This window comes from Mycobacterium noviomagense (assembly GCF_010731635.1).
Lineage (GTDB): Bacteria > Actinomycetota > Actinomycetes > Mycobacteriales > Mycobacteriaceae > Mycobacterium > Mycobacterium noviomagense.
The window spans coordinates 4,508,037-4,524,979 of record NZ_AP022583.1 but is presented as its reverse complement, the minus strand read 5'-3'; the positions used below and the strand labels follow the sequence as shown (position 1 = coordinate 4,524,979).

Annotated in this window: 15 protein-coding genes; 9 read left to right on the top strand and 6 right to left on the bottom strand. The window is 68.0% G+C overall.

Features of this window, described 5'->3' with window-relative positions; translation table 11 throughout:
* Positions 1-65: 65 nt before the first annotated feature.
* A complete protein-coding gene (locus G6N15_RS21420; RefSeq protein WP_083087400.1) occupies positions 66-1,016 on the bottom strand; it encodes a 5'-3' exonuclease in 951 nt (316 codons plus the stop codon).
* A gap of 23 nt (positions 1,017-1,039) precedes the next feature.
* On the opposite strand from G6N15_RS21420, the gene G6N15_RS21415 reads away from it, so the two are divergent.
* The 3 genes from G6N15_RS21415 (at position 1,040) to G6N15_RS21405 (ending at position 5,202) form a co-directional block, all read left to right on the top strand.
* Positions 1,040-2,158, top strand: coding sequence for a M24 family metallopeptidase (locus tag G6N15_RS21415; protein ID WP_083087399.1), 1,119 nt, complete (start codon positions 1,040-1,042; stop codon positions 2,156-2,158).
* Positions 2,159-2,240: 82 nt separating this feature from the next.
* Positions 2,241-4,532 (top strand): alpha/beta hydrolase-fold protein, encoded by a 2,292-nt coding sequence (locus tag G6N15_RS21410; protein WP_083087398.1) that lies wholly within the window; start codon positions 2,241-2,243, stop codon positions 4,530-4,532.
* Positions 4,533-4,536: 4 nt separating this feature from the next.
* Positions 4,537-5,202, top strand: coding sequence for a GNAT family N-acetyltransferase (locus G6N15_RS21405; RefSeq protein ID WP_083087397.1), 666 nt, complete (start codon positions 4,537-4,539; stop codon positions 5,200-5,202).
* 6 nt (positions 5,203-5,208) lie between these two features.
* Here the strand turns inward: G6N15_RS21405 and G6N15_RS21400 are convergent, their stop codons facing one another.
* Complete coding sequence (locus G6N15_RS21400; protein ID WP_083087396.1) at positions 5,209-6,090, bottom strand: NYN domain-containing protein; 882 nt, start codon at positions 6,088-6,090, stop codon at positions 5,209-5,211.
* A 66-nt stretch (positions 6,091-6,156) separates the two neighbouring features.
* Positions 6,157-6,570, bottom strand: a complete 414-nt coding sequence (locus G6N15_RS21395; RefSeq protein WP_083087395.1) for a F420-dependent biliverdin reductase — start codon at positions 6,568-6,570, stop codon at positions 6,157-6,159.
* Positions 6,571-6,605: 35 nt separating this feature from the next.
* Between G6N15_RS21395 and G6N15_RS21390 the strand changes: the two genes are divergently transcribed.
* Genes G6N15_RS21390 through G6N15_RS21375 form a run of 4 tightly spaced genes read left to right on the top strand, consistent with a single transcriptional unit; the run spans position 6,606 to position 10,067 of the window.
* A complete protein-coding gene (locus G6N15_RS21390; RefSeq protein ID WP_083087394.1) occupies positions 6,606-7,355 on the top strand; it encodes an SDR family NAD(P)-dependent oxidoreductase in 750 nt (249 codons plus the stop codon).
* 50 nt (positions 7,356-7,405) lie between these two features.
* Positions 7,406-8,578 carry a precorrin-6y C5,15-methyltransferase (decarboxylating) subunit CbiE gene (cbiE, locus tag G6N15_RS21385; protein ID WP_083087418.1) on the top strand — a complete coding sequence of 391 codons (1,173 nt, stop codon included), beginning with the start codon at positions 7,406-7,408 and terminating at the stop codon, positions 8,576-8,578.
* A complete protein-coding gene (cobM, locus tag G6N15_RS21380; protein ID WP_163748195.1) occupies positions 8,575-9,330 on the top strand; it encodes a precorrin-4 C(11)-methyltransferase in 756 nt (251 codons plus the stop codon). Before cbiE ends, cobM begins: the two co-directional genes overlap by 4 nt.
* Entirely contained in the window at positions 9,327-10,067 is a 741-nt protein-coding gene (locus tag G6N15_RS21375) for a cobalt-precorrin-6A reductase (protein ID WP_372506530.1), read from the top strand. Before cobM ends, G6N15_RS21375 begins: the two co-directional genes overlap by 4 nt.
* Before the next feature lie 6 nt (positions 10,068-10,073).
* Here the strand turns inward: G6N15_RS21375 and G6N15_RS21370 are convergent, their stop codons facing one another.
* The gene (locus G6N15_RS21370; protein WP_139797807.1) at positions 10,074-11,465 is read right to left on the bottom strand and encodes an FAD-dependent oxidoreductase; all 1,392 of its coding nucleotides are present in this window, start codon (positions 11,463-11,465) and stop codon (positions 10,074-10,076) included.
* Between the two features lie 140 nt (positions 11,466-11,605).
* On the opposite strand from G6N15_RS21370, the gene G6N15_RS21365 reads away from it, so the two are divergent.
* Positions 11,606-14,227, top strand: coding sequence for a LuxR family transcriptional regulator (locus G6N15_RS21365; RefSeq protein ID WP_083087392.1), 2,622 nt, complete (start codon positions 11,606-11,608; stop codon positions 14,225-14,227).
* A complete protein-coding gene (locus tag G6N15_RS21360) occupies positions 14,217-14,831 on the top strand; it encodes a TIGR03086 family metal-binding protein (RefSeq protein WP_083087391.1) in 615 nt (204 codons plus the stop codon). Before G6N15_RS21365 ends, G6N15_RS21360 begins: the two co-directional genes overlap by 11 nt.
* Before the next feature lie 15 nt (positions 14,832-14,846).
* On the opposite strand, the gene G6N15_RS21355 is transcribed toward G6N15_RS21360, so the two are convergent.
* Positions 14,847-16,319 carry a precorrin-2 C(20)-methyltransferase gene (locus G6N15_RS21355; RefSeq protein ID WP_083087390.1) on the bottom strand — a complete coding sequence of 491 codons (1,473 nt, stop codon included), beginning with the start codon at positions 16,317-16,319 and terminating at the stop codon, positions 14,847-14,849.
* Complete coding sequence (locus G6N15_RS21350; RefSeq protein ID WP_083087389.1) at positions 16,316-16,936, bottom strand: precorrin-8X methylmutase; 621 nt, start codon at positions 16,934-16,936, stop codon at positions 16,316-16,318. Before G6N15_RS21350 ends, G6N15_RS21355 begins: the two co-directional genes overlap by 4 nt.
* Positions 16,937-16,943: the final 7 nt, after the last annotated feature.

Below are 16,943 nucleotides of genomic sequence, written 5' to 3'. Positions count from 1 at the left end.
CAGACGTAAAGATCCCTTTTCCTGCCCGAAAAAGGGCGATTTTGCGTTCTGCTCGCGCAGTTGGTTTAGGGCAGGGAGTCCAACGCCTTTTGCAGCCGGGCGACCGGGGACCCGACCCCGAGCCGGGTCGCCAGTTCCGCGGTGCGCCGGGGATGGGCAGCCGCCAGCGGCAGGGCATCGCTGCGCGTCGACAACTTGACGGGTGCATCGGTGGCCACCCGCACCACCGGCCCGGCGGCCTCGATGTAGTCGGCCGCCTTGCGCAGCTTCGCCCGAACACCTTTGGGCACAGACGATTTCGGGTCTTCAGCGGCGGCCAGGATGGCGGCCAGCGAGCCGTGCTGAGCCAGCAACGTCGCAGCGGTCTTCTCGCCGATGCCCGGCACACCGGGAAGACCGTCGGACGGGTCGCCGCGCAGCAAGGCCAGCTCGGCGTAGGCGGCGCCGGCCCGATCGGGGGGCAGCCCGTAGCGGTCGGCTACCTCACGCGGCCCCAGCAGCGTCGCCTTGGTCAACCCACGCGCCAGGTAGAGCACCCGGACCGGGGCCGGGTCGTCGGCTACCAGTTGCAGCAGGTCGCGGTCCCCGCTCACGACGACGACCGGGTCGCGGCGTTCTCGGGCGGCCAGTGTGCCGATCACGTCGTCGGCTTCGTAGCCAGCTGCTCCGGCAGTGCAGATGCCGAACGCGTCGAGGATGTCCTCGATCATCTCCACTTGCGGGGTCAGCTCGTCGGGCACGTCCTCGACGTCTTGGCCTGTCGGGTTTTCCTGTTCGACCCGGTGCGCTTTGTATGACGGGATGGCGTCCACCCGAAACTGCGGACGCCAGTCCAGATCCAGGCACACTACCAAGCGGGCGGGCCGTTGCTGGGTGATGACCACGGCCATCGAGTCCAGGAAGCCCCGCACCGCGTTCACCGGTCGCCCGTCGGGCGAGGTGATCGAGGACGGCACCCCGTAGAAGGCTCGAAACCACATGCTGGCGCCGTCGAGCAGCAACAAGGGTGCGGGCATGCAGGTCACGTTAGCCTGATGCCATGCGTTCGCGCCGATTCGACGCCGACATCTATGCACGCCGGCTCTCCGCGGCGACCGCCGCCACAGCCAAGGCGGGACTTGCCGGGCTGGTCATCACCCCTGGCTACGACCTGCAGTACCTGATCGGTTCGCGCGCACAGACTTTCGAGCGGCTCACTGCGCTGGTGTTGCCGGTCTCCGGTGATCCCAGCGTGGTGGTGCCGCGACTGGAGCTGGCTTCGCTCAAGGAGTCGGCCGTGCCGGAACTGGGCCTGACGGTGCGGGATTGGGTCGACGGCGAGAACCCTTATCGGCTGGTGGCCGACGCCCTGGGCGGGGCCAAAGTGGCGGTGACCGAATCCATGCCCGCACTGCACCTGCTGCCACTCACCGACGTGCTGGGTGTGACGCCGGTGTTGGCGACCGGTGTGCTGCGCGACTTGCGGATGGTCAAGGATGCGGCCGAGGTCGATATGCTTCGCACCGCGGGTGCGGCCATCGACCGGGTGCATGCCCGAGTGCCCGGGTTTCTGGCGCCCGGTCGAAGAGAGGCCGACGTCGCCGCCGACATCGCGGAAGTCATTGTCGCCGAGGGCCATTCGGAGGTTGCGTTCGTCATTGTCGGGTCTGGCCCGCACAGCGCCGACCCGCACCACGAGTGTTCGGATCGCGAATTGCAGGCCGGTGACATGGTCGTCGTCGACATCGGCGGCGCCTGCGGGCCCGGCTACCACTCGGACTCGACGCGCACCTACAGCCTCGGCGAACCGAATCCCGAAGTTGCGCAGCATTATTCGGTGCTGCAGCGCGCCCAGCGCGCCGCTGTCGAGGCAGTGCGTCCGGGAATAACCGCCGAAGAAGTCGACGCCGCCGCCCGCGATGTGCTGGCCGAAGCCGGCTTAGGGGAGTATTTCGTGCACCGCACCGGCCACGGCATCGGTCTGGCGGTACACGAAGAGCCATACATCGTCGCCGGCAACCAGCTGCCACTGGCCACGGGCATGGCGTTTTCGGTCGAGCCCGGCGTCTACTTCCCGGGCCGCTGGGGGGCGCGCATCGAAGACATCGTCGTCGTCACCGACGACGGTGCGATGCCTGTCAACCACCGGCCGCACGAGCTGATCGTGGTTCCGGCCTAGCGGCTCGTCGCCGCGGTGCTGATGGTGGAGACCCGCTGCGCCCGGCCCCGCCGCGCTTGCGATCGCCACGTAGGTTGGCGTTGTGTCGCTGCTGAACCTCGCGTTGTTGCCGATCCGTATCGCGCTCCGTGTCGCCGACGCCGTCGTGCACACCGTCGCACCCACGCCCGCACCGTCCGGTGAACTGGTCGTGGTCCACGGCATGCCCGAAGGTGTGCCGCCCGCAGCGCTGCAGCCGGAGCCGCCGCTTCCAACACCGGCCGGATGGCCGTTCGGTGAAGAGTTTCCCCGTACCTGCGGCACTGGTCGCCTCGCCGGCGGTGCGCTGTTCTGGACCGATTTCCTATACGACGACCACGGCGCCACCGGCCTGCCGATAGGCGACCTGAAGATCCAGGCCCCGCCGCGCGGCACCTACGTCTATCCGAAGGGGCCCGCGGCCAACAACGGCGCCGACATCTTCCGGGTCGCGATCGGGCTGACCGACACCGATACCTGGTGGCGCGTCGACTGGAACACGCTGGTGGACCCGGCGGTGCCGATCGCGCTGTTCACCTTCGACACCGACCGCGGCGGCGCGACTTCCGAGGTATGGCCAGCCGGCGCCGGAATACGTTCCGCAGGCATCGACTTGGCGCTGCTGGTCTCCAGCAGCGGCGCGCGGCTGATCGACCTCGCCACCCAGGTGACAACGCCGGTCGAGCACAGAGTCGATAAGAAATCGCGTTCATTCCTGGCATGGATACCGCGCTCGGTGGTGGAACCCGCTGGTACCTGGACCGTTCGGCTGGCGGCGGGCCTGGCCAACCCGGCGGGCGACGGTTTCGCCGATGTGACCCTCGAGCACGGCGCGCGAGACGGCCAACCCAACGTCTACAACGTCACCTTCCGCACCAACGAACAGGAGCCGCCGCACCTGAACTTCTGGTCGGACAAGGCCCAAGCCGCCGCCCTGACCGAGGGCGACGTATCGCAGTTCTCGGTGGCCGTCGCATGGGACCAGCTTGCGGGCCGCGCAAAAACCCCCGACCCGGTCATCACCGGGCCCTCCACCCGGTGGTACGTGTCCTCGGTCGAGCTGGGCCAAGGCGGCGTAGCCGACCAGAACATCCTGGACATCTTGAACACCAAGCCACTTTTCCTCGGGCGGGTGCAGCCTTACTCGGTTTGCCTGCCGGCGACGTACGCGCCGGGCCGCAAGCTGCCGCTGACCCTGCTGCTGCACTCGCTTTCCCTGGGGCAAAGCCAATTCGCCGCGCTCGACCCACGCCTGCTGCACGAAGTGTGCGACGCACGTGACTCGGTGGTGGTCACCCCGCTGGCCCGCGGACCATCGTGTTGGTACTTCGACGAAGGCGAACTCGACGTCTGGGAAGTGTGGGCGCGGGTCGCCGAACAGCTCGGCACCGACCCCAATCGCACTGTGATTTCCGGCTATTCCATGGGCGGCTACGGCACATACAAACTCGGGCTGGCCTACCCGGAAGTGTTCGCGCAGGCGGTCGTGCTCGCCGGCCCACCGACATGTGGCGTTCGGCTGCTGCCCGACATCGACATTCCAGCAGACTTGGACCTCGAGTCGCACTGCGCACGTGAGGGCGACACATGGCGGCTGCTGGTCAATGCCCGTTGGCTTCCGTTCGTCATTGCCCACGGGCAGCTCGACGAACTGGTGCCGTTCGCGTCGGCTGCTGAGCAGGCGCTGGAACTCGACCGGCTCGGCTACCGGTACCGGTTCACGGACTATCTGTTCGAGGACCACATCGCCTGGGTGTTTCAGGACAGGTTCGACGACCCGGTCGCCCACATGGGCACCGGTCTGCGGCAAGCCGATCCGGGCCACATCACCTTCGCGTGGTATCCACAGCTGGTGCGGGACGACCTCGGTATCGGGCCGCACCAGGTGTGGTGGTTGTCCAAGTTGGCGGCCGACCCGAAGCTGGCGGCGAGCCGCGGGGCGATCGCCGAGGTCGACGCGCGCTCTTACGCCCGCCCGGACCCCACTCACACCACGCGGCGCCACACCGGATTGGCGCTGTTCGACCACACGCCGGGGTTGGTCTCGGAGCTCAAATGGCTGCCAGGGTCGGCTGTGGCGCCGCTGCCGTATCTGACCCTGCGTCTCACCGGGGTGGCCAGCCTGACCGTGGACGTCGCCCGAGCGGGTTTGACGTCGCTGCCGTCGTCGACGATCGCGGTGGCCACCGACAGCGCCGCCCAGATCACCCTTGCCGCCCTGCCGGCGGATGCGACTGTGCAGCTCGACGGTAAGCCGACCGGCGCAGTCGTCGCGGTGTCCGCTGGCCGGCATCAGATCACACTGACCCGCTCACAAGCGAAGTCGGGTGTGAGTGCGTCCGCGCGATTAGGCTGATGCGATGATCGATCAAGACCGCGCCGCCGCCCGCCGTGACATCACCGACGCCTTGATCAAGGCCCTCGAACGCCGGCATGAAGTGTTGGACGCGATCGTGGACGCTGACGATCGACCCGCTGCCGTCGACGCGATCGTCGCCTTGCTCGGTACCTCCCGCCTGGGCGGCGAGGCGGTGATGTCGATGGCGTTCGACCAGCTCACCAAGGACGCGCGACGCAAGATCGCCGCCGAGCTCGACGACCTCAACAGCCAATTGAGCTTCACCCTCAACGAGCGCCCGGCCAGCGCGGGCGACACCCTGGAGTTGCGGCCGTTCGCCGGCGAATCGGACCGTGACATCTTCGCCGCTCGGACCGCCAACATGGGCGCCTCGGGCGACGGATCCGGCGGGCCCGCCGGGGGTCTCGACGACGAAATCCGCGAGGCAATGGCACGCATCGACGCCGAGGAGGCGGCCTGGTTCGTCGCCGTCGACGGAACGCAGAAGGTGGGAATGGTCTTCGGCGAGCTGGCCGACCGCGAGGTTCACGTCCGGATCTGGATTCATCCCGATTACCGGCATCGCGGCTACGGCACTGCCGCGCTGGCCAAGTCGCGACCTGAGATGGCGCGCTATTTCCCCGCGGTGCCGCTGGTGATCCGAGCGCCCGGCGCCACGCCGGTCTGACGACCGCTAGGTATCGGCGCGCAGCCGAACCATGCGTGTCGTGCTGCTCTCATCCAGCTCCACCAGTTCGCTGCGCGACCGCAGGAAGTCGCTGAACGAGCGGAAGCCCAGCGACTTTTCACTGAACGACGGGTCCATCCGCTTCATCTGCGCTTTGACCGCCGAATTGTGCAGCCACTCCGCGTCGTCCTTCTCGTGACCCATCCGCAGAGCGCGCTCCAACAAGCCGGTAGCCGCGGCCTGCGGGTCGGGCGCAGCCGGCTCCTCGTCAGGCTCTTGCGCTGCCTTGGTGCGACGGGGACGGCGCGTCGGCGTCGCACCGTCCTTGGCCTGCGGGGCCGGAACGCCCGGCAACGCGTCGTAGGTGACGAACTCGTCACACGCGGCAGTCAGCGACCGGCTGGTCGAACCAGCCACACCGATCCCGACCACATAGCGGCCAAGCCGCTTGCAGCGCTGGGCAAGCGCGATGTAGTCCGAGTCGCCCGCCACGATGACAACATGGGTCAGGTCGGGCAACCGGAACATGTCTTCGACCGCGTCCACCGCCAGGCGGATATCCGCGCCGTTTTTGCCGTACGCCGCGGCCGGGAAAAGCTGCACCAAATCGACTGCGCGACCGACCAATTGGCCGCGATAGCTGGCGTTGACATCGGCTGACCAGTCGGCATAGGCCTTGGTGAGCACCAAAGTGCCGAACGACGAGGCGAAATCGATGATTGCTCCGACATCGACGGTCGCCTTCGCCAGCCGCTCGGGCTCCTTGTCGAAGCCGCGCGCCTTGTCGCGCTGGAACGAGTTGCGGCCGTGAACCTGGTCATACCGCGACATCACGATGTTGTCGAAGTCCAGATAGACCGCAACACGCGTCGCGGCAGGTTCCGTCATAGCTTTAGTCTGGCTCAGCGATCCCAGCTCGTCGCGAGTTTTCCACCGGCAAGAGCTGTCCGGAAGTCAGCCCTCGGTCCGCTCCAGCAGGTCGGCGGATCCCAGCACACGCTCCACGTGCACCTCGATGACCACCCGTCGCGGGTTGGGCCGCGGGGTGCGGTAGCGCTGAGCGTAGCGCAGCTCGGCGTCGCGCACCGCGTCGATGTCGCTGTTCACACTGGCCCGCCCCTCCAACGACAGCCAGCGGGCGCCGTCGACCTGGCTGAGCACAGCAACCCCGCCGCGCTCGGCGTTGACCGCCTTTTGCGAACCGCCGGTGGTGATCACCCGGGCGATGTGTGTCTTGGGGTCGAAGGTGAAACCCACCGCCACCACGTGCGGCGACCCGTCGGCGCGCAGCGTGGTCAGCATCGCCAGATGGCGCTCGGTGAGGAACGCCAGCGCGTCGGCGCTGAGCCGGGTAGTGGTTTTCGCCATCGCGGCCCACGTTAGCGCAGGCCATAATCGCAGCCGTGGATGACACGGGTGGCGGGCCTCTCGTCATTTTCGGTGGCCGCAGCGAAATCGGGACCGAGGTGGCGCTGCGTCTGGCACCCGGCGCGACCGTGGTCCTGGCCGCGCGGCGAGCCGACCAGCTCGGCGAGCAGGCCGCGATGATGCGCACGGCCGGTGCCGCGGCCGTACACACCCGCGAGTTCGACGCCGACGACCTGGACTCCCACGGGCCGCTGGTCGAGTCGATCATTGCCGAGCACGGGCCCATCGGCACCGCCGTGCTGGCGTTCGGGATCCTCGGCGACCAGGCCCGCGCCGAGACCGACGCCGAGCACGCGGTGGCGATCGTGCACACCGACTACGTTGCGCAGGTCAGCTTGCTGACCCACCTGGTCGCGACGATGCGAGCGTCGGGCCGCGGATCGCTGGTCGTGTTCTCGTCGATCGCCGGGGCGCGGGTGCGCCGCGCCAACTACGTCTACGGCTCGGCCAAGGCCGGCCTGGACGGCTTCGCCAGCGGATTGGCCGACGCGCTGCACGGTACGGGTGTGCGGGTTCTGATCGTTCGGCCCGGGTTCGTGATCGGCCGCATGACGCAGGGTATGACGCCCGCGCCGCTCTCGAGCACTCCCGCCCAGGTGGCTGCCGCGACGGTCCGCGCCCTGGCCAAGGGCCGGCGCACGGTGTGGGTTCCCTGCGCATTGGGGCCGGCGGCTGTCGTGATGCGGCTGCTGCCTCAGTTCGTCTGGCGCAGGATGCCACGATGAACCGCGCTGGCGACGATGCAGGGCGAAGCGATGGGGAGGAGCGGCGCCAAATGATTGTGGTCGTGGGGATCGGCGCCGACGGCATGGCGGGCCTGTCGGAGGTGTCCCGGTGCGAGTTGCGCAGCGCCATAATCATCTACGGGTCACAGCGGCAACTCGACCTGCTCGACGACAGTGTGGCCGCGGCGCGCCGGCCATGGCTGTCCCCGATGTTGCCCGCGCTGGAGGGTCTGCTCGACTGTGACACCGACGTGCATGTGCTGGCCAGCGGTGATCCGCTGCTTTACGGGATCGGTGGCACGTTGATTCGGCTGTTCGGCGCGGAGCGGGTGCGGGTCCTGCCGCACGTGTCTGCGGTGACGCTGGCGTGCGCGCGGATGGGCTGGACCGTTGCCGACACCGAAGTGATCAGCCTCGTCACCGCCGAGCCACACACAGCGGTACGCCGCGGCGGGCAGGCGGTCGTACTGTCTCGCGACGCCGCCACTCCGGCGACTCTGGCGCGGCTGCTCACCGAAAACGGCCGGGGCGACTCCGAATTCAGTGTGCTCGAGCAGCTCGGCGGTCCCGGGGAGCGCCGCCGCGACGGCACCGCCCGCGAGTGGGCGGCCAACGCGCTGGGCGACGTCGACGACCTCAACGTGGTCGCGGTGCGTTACCTGCCCGACGAGCGGGTGGCGCCGTTGCCCGACAACGCTTTTTTCCACGATGGCCAGATCACCAAGCAGAGCATGCGGGCGGTGACGCTGGCCGCGCTGGCGCCACGGCCGGGGGAGCGGTTGTGGGACGTGGGCTCGGGTTCAGGCAGCATCGCTGTCGAGTGGTGCCAAAGTTGGCGTGGCTGCACCGCTGTGGCGTTCGAACGCGATGCAGCGCGCCGCGACCGCATTGGCCGCAACGCCGTTGCGTCCGGTGTGAGCATCGACGTACGTGGCTCAGCGCCTGACGCTTTCGACGGCGCGCCGACGCCGTCGGTAGTCTTCATCGGCGGCGGCCTCACCCAGCCGGGGCTGCTCGATGCCTGCCTCACGCATCTGCCGACCGATGGCCGTTTGGTCGCCAACGCTGTCACGGCGGAGTCGGAAGCCTTTGTAAGTCAAGCACATGCGCGGCTGGGTGGGCAGCTGCGGCGCTTCCAGTATTACCAGGGCGAGCCGCTGGGCGGTTTCACGACCTGGCGCCCGCACCTGCCGGTCACCCAGTGGGAGGTGACCAAGCGGTGACCGTGTACTTCATCGGCGCCGGCCCCGGCGCCGCCGACTTGATCACCGTGCGCGGACAGCGGCTGCTCGAACAGTGCCCGGTATGCCTTTACGCCGGGTCGATCATGCCCGACGACGTGCTCGCGCTGTGCCCACCCGGCGCCCGGATCGTCGACACCGGTCCGCTCACCTTGGAGCAGATCATCGGCGAGATCGCCGACGCCCACGCCGCCGGCCACGATGTAGCCCGTCTGCATTCCGGTGACCCGTCGCTGTACAGTGCGCTGGCCGAACAGTGCCGCCGCCTCGATGCCCTGGGCGTCGACTACGAAATCGTGCCCGGCGTACCGGCTTTCGCCGCAGCGGCCGCGGCTTTACGCCGGGAGCTGACCGTCCCCGGTGTGGCGCAGACGGTGACGTTGAGCAGGGTCGCGACGCTGTCGACGCCCATGCCGCCGGGTGAAGAGATCACCGCCCTGGCCCGATCAGGAGCCACCCTGGTGTTGCACTTGGCCGCTACCCAGATCGCCGCGATCGTTCCGCAACTGCTCGCTGGCGGCTACCGGCCCGGAACACCCACGGCCGTCGTTGCTTTCGCGAGCTGGCCGCAACAGATCGTGCTGCGCGGGACGCTGGCCAATATCGCCGAACAGATGCACGCCGCGGGCGTCACCAAGACGGCGGTCATCATCGTCGGCGATGTGCTGGCCGCGCAGGGATTCACTGATAGCTACCTGTATTCGACCAGGCGATCCCGGGGGAGTCGGCACTGATGCGGGTCTTATTGCTCGGCGGAACCGCCGAGGCCAGAGCACTGGCGCCCCGGCTCCATCCTGACGTCGACGTCATCAGCTCGCTGGCCGGCCGGGTGCCTGACCCGGCACTGCCGGTGGGTGCGGTCCGCATCGGCGGGTTCGGCGGTGTCGACGGGCTGCGCCGGTGGCTGCGCGACGAAAAGGTCGACGCCGTCGTCGATGCCACACACCCGTTCGCGGCTACCATCACGGCCCATGCGGCGCAAGTGTGCGAGGAACTGGGGCTGCCACATCTGGTGCTGGCCCGCCCTGCCTGGGATCACGGCGATGCGATCGTCGTCACGTCCGATACTGAAGCGGCGAAAGTGGTTGCCGAGCAGGAGTATTCGCGAGTGTTTCTGACTACCGGCCGGTCCGGTGTCGGGGCGTTCGTCCACAGCGACGCGTGGTTTTTGATCCGCGCGGTGACTGCACCGGATTCCGATCGCCTGCCTCGCCGCCACCAGTTGCTGCTCTCGCGAGGACCGTATGACTACGCCGGGGAATACGCGCTGATGCGCGAGCACCGCATCGACGCGCTGGTCACCAAAAACAGCGGCGGACAGATGACTCGGGCGAAGCTCGACGCTGCCGCGGCGCTGGATATTCCGGTGGTGATGGTGGACCGCCCGCCGCTGCCACCGGGTGTGACCACAGTGGGCAGTGTCGCTGAAGCCGTCGAATGGGTTGGCGGAATTGATGCTGAGACGATGTAGCGACCGCTAGATCGCTACCTGGTCGACCAAAGCGGCTGGCTCGCTTGGCTGCTCGCCCCGTTGCCGTCGATGGTGGTTGGCCGAGGCCGCACGCCACAGCATGGCAGGACGCAGCAGTCGCGTCGGCGGATCAACGAGGGCAATCACCTTGTTGAACTGGTTAAATGCGGCAGCATCGAATTCGGCAGCCGCCAACACGCGATCCACATACCCGTTGAGCAGCCTTGTTGCCAGGGGTCGCGCGCCTTCGATTTCAGGTAGCGCCAGATCGCCACCGGCCGCCAGCTGCCACGCCTGGCGGATCGCCGGCGCGGTAGCCCTGAAAAATCGAGAAGCCAAATCGGTTGCGCCCCCGGTCAAACAGCTACGCAGCGCTAGCGCTTCCAGCGCAGCCACCGTCATACCTTGCCCGTATACCGGGTTGAAGCTGCAGACCGCGTCACCTGTGACGAGCAGCCCGCGCGGAAAGCGCCGCATCTTGTCATAGCGGCGCCACCGGCTGGACGGAAGACGGTGTTGCGCCACGGCGCCGATGGGTTCGGCGTCGCGCAGCGCGGCCACCACATGCGGCGGCGCGAATTCCTCGGCAAAGTCGCATATGGCGGAAAGCTGGCAGGGGGGCACCCGGCCCGCCATCCCGAACACGGTGAGCATCCCCCTCTCATGCTCACAACGCAGGAAGCCCATGCCGGTGGGCCTCCCGGGCACAACACCGATCATCACGCCCATCTCATGAAGGGCGGAGGGCCGCAACCGGAGGAGTTGACTGGCGTAGGCCAGGCGTACCACCACCTGGTCTTCGACTGGACGGCCGTAGCCGAGCTTCTCCAGCCAGAGCGGCGTGCGGGCTGCGCGTCCGGTCGCGTCGACGACCAGATCGGCCGACACAGTGACCCCTCGCCCGCTGTGTCGGTCGATCGTCTGGGCGCCCGTGACCCGGGCGTGGTCCGTCGTCGACGTCAAGGCCACCACATCGCGATCCTCGAGAAACGTGACGTTGTCGATGGAGCGGACGCATTGCCGGACGTGGTGTTCCAAGAACGGCCTGCTCGTCAGATACGCAGTGAGATCCTCGGCAGAACCGGTGTTGACCGCCCGGTGACCGGCAAGGCTGAAATGCAGCTTCGACAAGTCGCTGCCGTCGAAGTGAGGCGCGCCGTCGAGCACCAGCTCGTCGAGAATCCCGGGGAACAACTTTTCCAGCGCCCGCGCACCCCCCGCGAGCAGGGCATGTAGGTGACGCCCTTGCGGTACGCCGCGGCGGTTGGTGGGTTGGTCAGGCAGCATGTCGCGCTCTACCACTGTGACCGTCTCGAAGAAGTCCGACAGCGCACGGGCGGCCAGCAAGCCGGCCATGCTCGCACCCAAGACCACTGCGCGGTCCCCAACCTTGTCCATTGCACACCCGCCTTCGTCGAGTTGTCTGGCGACGAAACCCATACTCATGGCGACGGCCGGGACGGCATAGCGTAGTCGACTACTCGCGAATCACTGCTGAACTGCCACGTCACAGACCGGTGCACGGCTATAGTCGGCGCGTGATCAGCGGCGATCCGCTGACCGGGCGTGAGAGCGAACTGAAAGTTATTCGCCGTGCGCTGAGCGGGTTTGGCAATTGCTCTGGCGTCGTCATCGCCGGAGCCGCCGGCGTGGGTAAGACCCGGCTCGCGCGAGAGGTACTGGCCCGCGCTGCCGCTGCCGGTGACCGCACCAACTGGATTGCCGGCACTGAATCGGCGCGACCACTTCCGCTGGGCGCATTCGCCGCACTGCTCACCGACGCGATCGCCGACCCGTTGCCCAATGTGCGGCGCGTGATCAACACCTTTGTCGCCCAACAAAATCGGACCCGGGTCCTGATCGGCGTGGACGACGCGCACCTTCTTGACGGGCTGTCGGCACACGTCGTGCACCAGTTGGCGTCGACCCGCGGTGTGCGACTTGTCGTCACAGTGCGAACAGGCGCGGACGAGCCCGATGCCGTCACGGCATTGTGGAAAGACGAGCTGCTGATGCGGCTGAATCTTGGGCCGCTGTCAGCCGAGGCAACACGTTCGCTGATCGAATCCTCCGTCGGCGGGTCGGTGGATGCCCGCAGCGCCGAGCGGTTCTGGCAGCTAACCGGCGGCAACGCGCTGTTCTTGCGGCAACTCCTCGCCGACCAGATCGAGGCCGGCCGAATGCGACAGGTAGCGGGGGTGTGGATGTGGGACGGCGACGTCGCGGTATCGCCCAACCTCAGCGACATGCTGGGTCGGCAGCTGAGCCGGATGAGCCCGGGGGTGGCACGTGTCGTCGACACCTTGTCGCAGTGCGAACCTCTTGGCGTCGAAGTGCTTTGCGATCTGGTGCGCCGACGAGACCTCGAATCTGCTGAGCAGATGCATTTGGTCACGGTCGAGCGAGCGGGAAGCGAGCGCTTGGCGCGGCTGGCGCATCCGCTGTTCGGCGAGCTTCGACGCGCAACCGCCGGGGAACTGTATCTGTCGAAGATCCGTGGACGGTTGGCGCGACGACTGGGTCAGGAGGTCGACCGCGACATGCGGGCGACAGTGCGCCGGGCCCTGCTCACCCTCGACTCCGATTTGGATCCCGATCCTGACCTATATCTCACGGCGGCACGCTACGCGATGATGCTGTTAGATCCCGATGCGGCCGAGCGGTTCGCGGCCGCGGCAGCGGCGTGCGATGCACCTGACGCGGCGCCGATGCGGGCAATGACGCTCGTGCTTCTCGGCCGAGGGGAACAAGCCGAGGAGGTTCTCCGCGGCGTGTGTGAGAGCGGTCGCGAAGATACTCACCGATGGTCGACCATCCGGGCCGCCAACCTGATCTGGATGCTCGGCCGGCCGAAGGAGGCAGAGGCCATCCTCGACGACTTGGCTGCGGCAACCGAATCACCATCCGAGGGCAATGCACGGATCGCCATCGAAGCCTGCGTCGATGCGGTGTCTGCGCGCTGCGCTGCGGCAGAAGAGAAGGCCAGGGCAGCACTTGGCTCGGGCAAGCTCTCCGACTTTCACGCGATGATGGCCTCGATCGCGCTGGTCATGGCAATGGGCGCACTTGGTCACGTCGACGACCTGAGCGTCGTCGCCGAGCGGGCCATCGACCGAGCGATCGCCGCGTTCGAATCGTCGCCGATGCGATTCTGGTTCGGCGCTGTGCACGCCCGCGCCTGCCGATTGACCGGCCGGATCGACGAGTGCGTGCAGTCCGCACAGCGGATCTCGGACTCGGCACGAGACGTTCCCGGTCTCGCATACGCCAACCTTGCCTTCTTGTTGGGGCACGCCGAACTGGTGCGCGGCTCCGTTGCCAATGCCGTCGGGCTCCTGCGCGAAGCCCGTGCCGGAGTTCAAAAACACGGCGCCACAACGGGTTTACGTCCAGCCAGTTGCTTCGGATTGGCCGAAGCGCACGCCAAACTGGGGCAGGTGGCCGCAGCGGAGGAAGCACTCGCCGACACTCAGCGGTTCGTGCCGGCCGAATATCTGTTCATGCAGACCGCGTTGTCCCTGGCGACTGGCTGGACACTGGCGGCCAAAGGGTTTCTGAGCGACGCCATCGCGGCCGCGCATGAGGCGGGCATCGAGGCGCGCGAGCGCGGTCAGCCGACCCATGAGCTTGCGTGCCTTCAGGCAGCGGCCCAATGGGGTGACGCGTCCGACGCGAATCGAGCCCGTGAACTAGCTGACGCATTGTCGCTTCCTCTCGCGAATATCGTTGCGCAGCATGCTAAATCATTGCTGGCCGGCGACGGCGAGGGTCTGCTCGCGGCATCGTCGGGATACCGAGCGATCGGTGATCGTGCCGCCGCCGCCGATGCCGCCGCACAGGCCGCTGCGGTCTTCACCGGCGGGCAGCAACGGCAGCGGGGACTCTACGCGGGGGCGATCGCGCGGGAGCTGGCCGACGAATGCGGCGGGCTGTGCACCCCGGCGTTGCACAGCATGGTGGGGCTTCCGCTGAAGGGCCGCCAGCGTGAGGTGGTCGAATTAGCCGTTGCCGGTCTGTCCAACCGCGAGATCGCCGAGCGGCTGGTGATGTCGGTGCGCACCGTTGAGGGCCACCTCTACCGGGCCTGCCAGCGCGTTGGGGTGAGCACACGCGACGAGCTCAGTACGGTGATTCGGGCCGGCGCAGCCGATGAAGGCTGACGTCGTCGAGTTGCATCTGGCGGTGTGCCGACGATTCGGTGCTGCAGTCCGGGTAGGCGACAGGAAGTGGGATCGCCCGTCTCCATGTGAGTTGTGGAGCGCACGGGACGTCGTCGAGCACGTGATCGGCTTTCACGACGCACTGGTTTTGCGGCCCTTGGGATTAAAGCCGGATCGTCCGCGCGACGACCCACGCCGGCGCTGGGAGCTGACGTTCGACCGGTTGTGCGCGGCATTCGATTGCGGCGATGTCTTGGAGCGCGTCGTCGAGGTGCCGGCCGTCGGGAACAATCCACCCGCCCGCCGCGAGCTGACCACGCTGCTGTCACGGCTGACTCAAGACGTGTTGGTGCATACCTGGGACCTGGCTCGCGCGGTCGGGGTGGACGACCGGCTTGATCCGGATTGGTGTGCAATGTTTTTCGAGCAACTGCCCGCGGATCGCGACACGCGTAGCGCATCGGGGATGTTCGCGGCCCCGGTTCCCATCGACGACGACGCCGACATCCAGTCGAAGCTGCTCGCTCGGCTCGGGCGCGACCGGTCCTGGGAGGCGCGAGCAGACGCAAAAGCACCCAAAAGGGCCCCGTTTGAGGGGCTTTAGCGTCTGCTCGCCGGTCTATGACGGGTAGCGCCGCGGTGTGAACACGCGGTCGTCGGATTCTGAGGAATACCACTGCGTTTGCGACGAGCCGACGATCAGCAGGCAGCGCATGTCGACCTCGGCGGGATTGAGATCGGCCAGCCGCACCACCGTGACCTGCTCACCGGGCCCGGACACGTCGCGGCCGATCACCACCGGGGTGCCCGGGTCGCGGTGGGCCAGCAGCAGATCCCGCATGGCGGGGACCTGCCAGGTGCGCGTCTTGGAGGCCGGGTTGTAGATCGCCAACACCATGTCGGCGGCAGCCGCGGCCGACAGCCGGGCCGCGATCACGTCCCACGGTTTAAGCCGGTCGGACAACGAAATCACCGCATAGTCATGGCCCAGCGGCGCGCCCACCCGGCTGGCGACCGCCTGCGCGGCGGTCATCGCGGGAATCACCCGGACCTGCACGCCTGGCCACTGCTTGGCCTCCTCGAGCACCGCGGTGGCCATCGCGAACACCCCGGGATCGCCGGAGGACACCACCGCCACCGCGCGGCCTTGCTCGGCCAGCGCACAGGCGAGCCGAGCGCGTGCCGCCTCGTCGGTGTTGTCGCTGGGATGACGACGTTGACCGTCGCGGGCTGGGACGCGATCCAGGTAGGGGCTGTAGCCGACCAGGTCCGTGGCGGCGGCCAGTTCGCGGCGGCTTTCCGGTGTCATCCAGTCGGTGTGTCCCGGGCCCAGGCCCACCACCGCGACGGCGCCGGCTCGCGCTTGGCGGCACTGACCACCCGGCAACAGCGCCAGCGAAAAGTACGGCACGGTGGTCTGGTCGACGTCGGCGGCGGGCAGCACCCGCTGCCCGGTGGTGCTGGCCCGCTCCACATAAAACGCGTCATCGAGCCGGCCGGCCAGCGAAAGCGCTTCGCGCACAGCAGGGTAGGAGCGTCCGAGTTTCAGAACCACTGCGGCGTCAGCGTCGGCCAGCCGCCGGGACAACTCGGCGACACCCAAGGTGCCGGGCAGCACCGACAGCACCTCGTCGCCGGCCACCAGCGGTGTCGCGATCGCCGCCGACGCGGCGCTGACCGACGTCACACCCGGCACGATGACCGCGTCGAACCGCTGCGTCAGCCGGGTGTGCAAATGCATATACGAGCTGTAAAACAGCGGGTCGCCCTCGGCCAGCAACGCCACATCGCGTCCCGCGTCTAGGTGCGCAGCGATCCGCTGCGTGGCCACTACATAGAAATCCTCCAGCGCGCCCGCATAGCCGCCAGGGTGATCGGTCCCCTCGGTGGTCACCGGGTAGACCAGGTGCTCCTCGATCTGGCCCGGCCGCAGATACGGCTCGGCGATACCGCGGGCGATGCTGCGGCCGTGGCGGGCGCTGTGATAGGCCACCACGTCGGCCTCGCCGATCACCCGGGCCGCCTTGACCGTCACCAACTCCGGGTCGCCGGGCCCCAACCCGACGCCGAACAGCGTGCCGCGCTTCGTCACCGGGTGCTCGCCGCTATCGCGTTGACGGCGGCGGCGGCCATCGCGCTACCGCCGCGGCGGCCCAGCACGATCAAGTACGACATCCCGCGCGGGCGGTCGATCAGCTCCTGCTTGGACTGCGCCGACCCGACGAAGCCGACCGGCCCGCCCAACACCGCCTCCGGTGCGGGCACGCCCTCGTCCACCAATTCCAGTAACCGAAACAGAGCAGTGGGCGCGTTCCCGATGGCCACCACCGCGCCCGCCAACCGATCGGCCCACAGCTCCACGCCAGCGGCCGAGCGGGTGGTGTGCCGGCGAGCGGCCAGCTCAGCGGCCCGTGGGTCGGCAACCAAAGACACCACCTCGTTGCCTCCGGGAAGCCGGGTAATTCCGGCGGCGACCATCGAGGAATCGCACAGCACCGGGGCTCCGCCGCTCAGGGCGCCGCCGGCACGGGCGACGACGTCGTCGGTGTAGGCGACATGCTCGGTCAGGTCCACCTGACCGCAGGTGTGAATCAGCCGGACCACGACCTGCTCGACGGCGGCGGGAAACCGGGTCAGGTCCGCCTCGGCCCTAATGGTCGTGAACGACTGCCGGTAGATCTCGGCGGCATCGCGAACGTAGTCGAGCACCCGCTCA

Excerpts from the sequence above, each read along its gene's own strand:
- G6N15_RS21420 (WP_083087400.1), bottom strand. The coding sequence starts at position 1,016 with ATGCCCGCACCCTTGTTGCTGCTCGACGGCGCCAGCATGTGGTTTCGA.
- G6N15_RS21415 (WP_083087399.1), top strand. The coding sequence starts at position 1,040 with ATGCGTTCGCGCCGATTCGACGCCGACATCTATGCACGCCGGCTCTCC.
- G6N15_RS21405 (WP_083087397.1), top strand. The coding sequence starts at position 4,537 with ATGATCGATCAAGACCGCGCCGCCGCCCGCCGTGACATCACCGACGCC.
- G6N15_RS21400 (WP_083087396.1), bottom strand. The coding sequence starts at position 6,090 with ATGACGGAACCTGCCGCGACGCGTGTTGCGGTCTATCTGGACTTCGAC.
- G6N15_RS21395 (WP_083087395.1), bottom strand. The coding sequence starts at position 6,570 with ATGGCGAAAACCACTACCCGGCTCAGCGCCGACGCGCTGGCGTTCCTC.
- cbiE (WP_083087418.1), top strand. The coding sequence starts at position 7,406 with ATGATTGTGGTCGTGGGGATCGGCGCCGACGGCATGGCGGGCCTGTCG.
- G6N15_RS21370 (WP_139797807.1), bottom strand. The coding sequence starts at position 11,465 with ATGGACAAGGTTGGGGACCGCGCAGTGGTCTTGGGTGCGAGCATGGCC.
- G6N15_RS21360 (WP_083087391.1), top strand. The coding sequence starts at position 14,217 with ATGAAGGCTGACGTCGTCGAGTTGCATCTGGCGGTGTGCCGACGATTC.